The organism is Methanobrevibacter filiformis, assembly GCF_001639265.1.
Taxonomy (GTDB): Archaea; Methanobacteriota; Methanobacteria; order Methanobacteriales; family Methanobacteriaceae; genus Methanacia; species Methanacia filiformis.
Genome location: NZ_LWMT01000104.1, coordinates 1 through 3,132 on the forward strand (window position 1 = coordinate 1; position 3,132 = coordinate 3,132).

The 3,132-nt window shown below is 34.5% G+C and carries 1 protein-coding gene; it reads left to right on the top strand.

Annotated features, from left to right (window positions below; translation table 11 throughout):
- Positions 1-3,132: beta strand repeat-containing protein (locus MBFIL_RS03630; RefSeq protein WP_066971599.1), on the top strand; the 3,132-nt coding region annotated here is incomplete at both ends.

Genomic DNA, 3,132 nt, shown 5'->3' on the forward strand with positions numbered 1-3,132 from the left:
TGGTGATATTATTATTTACACTATTACTGTGTCTAACAACGGTTCTGGTAATGCTACTGGTGTATATGTGACTGATTTGTTGAATGCTACTGTTTTGAGTTTTGTAGGTAGTAATGGTTCTTATGATAATGTTACTGGTGTTTGGTCTATTGGGTCTCTTGGTGCTGGTGAAACGGTTGCTTTGAGTATTACTGTTGTTATTATTGGTAATGGTACAGTTATTAACATTGCGAGTGTGACTGTGGATCAGAATAATACTAATGTGGATAATGGGTCTGATAATGAAACTATTAATGTGAGTAATAATGTTAATGTGAGTGTTGTTAAGGTTTCTAACACTACTGGATCAGCGAATATTGGTGATATTATTATTTACACTATTACTGTGTCTAACAACGGTTCTGGTAATGCTACTGGTGTATATGTGACTGATTTGTTGAATGCTACTGTTTTGAGTTTTGTAGGTAGTAATGGTTCTTATGATGATGTTACTGGTGTTTGGTCTATTGGTGATTTAGGTGCTGGTGAAAGTGTTGCTTTGAGTATTACTGTTGTTATTATTGGTAATGGTACAGTTATTAATACTGCGAGTGTGACTGTGGATCAGAATAATACTAATGTGGATAATGGGTCTGATAATGAAACTATTAATGTGAGTAATAATGTTAATGTGAGTGTTGTTAAGGTTTCTAATACTACTGGGTCAGCGAATATTGGTGATATTATTACTTATACTATTACTGTGACTAATAATGGTTCTGGTAATGCTAGTGGTGTGTTTGTGACTGATGTGTTGAATACTAGTGTTTTGAGTTTTGTAGGTAGTAATGGTTCTTATGATGATGTTACTGGTGTTTGGTCTATTGGTGATTTAGGTGCTGGTGAAAGTGTTGCTTTGAGTATTACTGTTGTTATTATTGGTAATGGTACAGTTATTAATACTGCGAGTGTGACTGTGGATCAGAATAACACTAACACCAATAATGGATCAGATAATGAAACTATTAATGTGAGTAATAATGTTAATGTGAGTGTTGTTAAGGTTTCTAATACTACTGGAGTAGCGAATATTGGTGATATTATTACTTATACTATTATTGTGTCTAACAACGGTTCTGGTAATGCTACTGGTGTGTTTGTGACTGATGTGTTGAATGCTAGTGTTTTGAGTTTTGTAGGTAGTAATGGTTCTTATGATAATGTTACTGGTGTTTGGTCTATTGGGTCTCTTGGTGCTGGTGAGAGTGTTGCTTTGAGTATTACTGTTGTTATTGTTGGTAATGGTACAGTTATTAATACTGCGAGTGTGTCTGTGGATCAGAATAATACTAATGTGGATAATGGGTCTGATAATGAAACTATTAATGTGAGTAATAATATTAATGTGAGTGTTGTTAAGGTTTCTAACACTACTGGATCAGCGAATATTGGTGATATTATTACTTATACTATTACTGTGACTAATAACGGTTCTGGTAATGCTACTGGTGTATATGTGACTGATTTGTTGAATGCTAGTGTTTTGAGTTTTGTAGGTAGTAATGGTTCTTATGATAATGTTACTGGTGTTTGGACTGTTGGGTCTCTTGGTGCTGGTGAGAGTGTTGCTTTGAGTATTACTGTTGTTATTATTGGTAATGGTACAGTTACTAACACTGCGAGTGTGACTGTGGATCAGAATAACACTAACACCAATAATGGATCAGATAATGAAACTATTAATGTGAGTAATAATGTTAATGTGGGTGTTGTTAAGGTTTCTAACACTACTGGAGTAGCGAATATTGGTGATATTATTACTTATACTATTATTGTGTCTAATAATGGTTCTGGTAATGCTACTGGTGTGTTTGTGACTGATTTGTTGAATGCTAGTGTTTTGAGTTTTGTAGGTAGTAATGGTTCTTATGATAATGTTACTGGTGTTTGGTCTATTGGGTCTCTTGGTGCTGGTGAGAGTGTTGCTTTGAGTATTACTGTTGTTATTGTTGGTAATGGTACAGTTATTAATACTGCGAGTGTGTCTGTGGATCAGAATAATACTAACACCAATAATGGGTCTGATAATGAAACTATTAATGTGAGTAATAATGTTAATGTGGGTGTTGTTAAGGTTTCTAACACTACTGGGTCAGCGAATATTGGTGATATTATTACTTATACTATTATTGTGTCTAATAATGGTTCTGGTAATGCTACTGGTGTGTTTGTGACTGATTTGTTGAATGCTAGTGTTTTGAGTTTTGTAGGTAGTAATGGTTCTTATGATGATGTTACTGGTGTTTGGTCTATTGGGTCTCTTGGTGCTGGTGAGAGTGTTGCTTTGAGTATTACTGTTGTTATTGTTGGTAATGGTACAGTTATTAATACTGCGAGTGTGTCTGTGGATCAGAATAATACTAACACCAATAATGGGTCTGATAATGAAACTATTAATGTGAGTAATAATGTTAATGTGAGTGTTGTTAAGGTTTCTAACACTACTGGCACTGCAAATATTGGTGATATTATTACTTATACTATTACTGTGACTAACAACGGTTCTGGTAATGCTACTGGTGTGTTTGTGACTGATTTGTTGAATGCTACTGTTTTGAGTTTTGTAAGTAGTAATGGTTCTTATGATAATGTTACTGGTGTTTGGTCTATTGGGTCTCTTGGTGCTGGTGAGAGTGTTGCTTTGAGTATTACTGTTGTTATTATTGGTAATGGTACAGTTATTAATACTGCGAGTGTGACTGTGGATCAGAATAATACTAACACCAATAATGGGTCTGATAATGAAACTATTAATGTGAATAATAATGTTAATGTGAGTGTTGTTAAGGTTTCTAACACTACTGGATCAGCGAATATTGGTGATATTATTACTTATACTATTACTGTGTCTAACAACGGTTCTGGTAATGCTACTGGTGTGTTTGTGACTGATTTGTTGAATGCTACTGTTTTGAGTTTTGTAGGTAGTAATGGTTCTTATGATAATAATACTGGTGTTTGGACTGTTGGGTCTCTTGGTGCTGGTGAGAGTGTTGCTTTGAGTATTACTGTTGTTATTATTGGTAATGGTACAGTTATTAATACTGCGAGTGTGACTGTGGATCAGAATAATACTAACACCAATAATGGGTC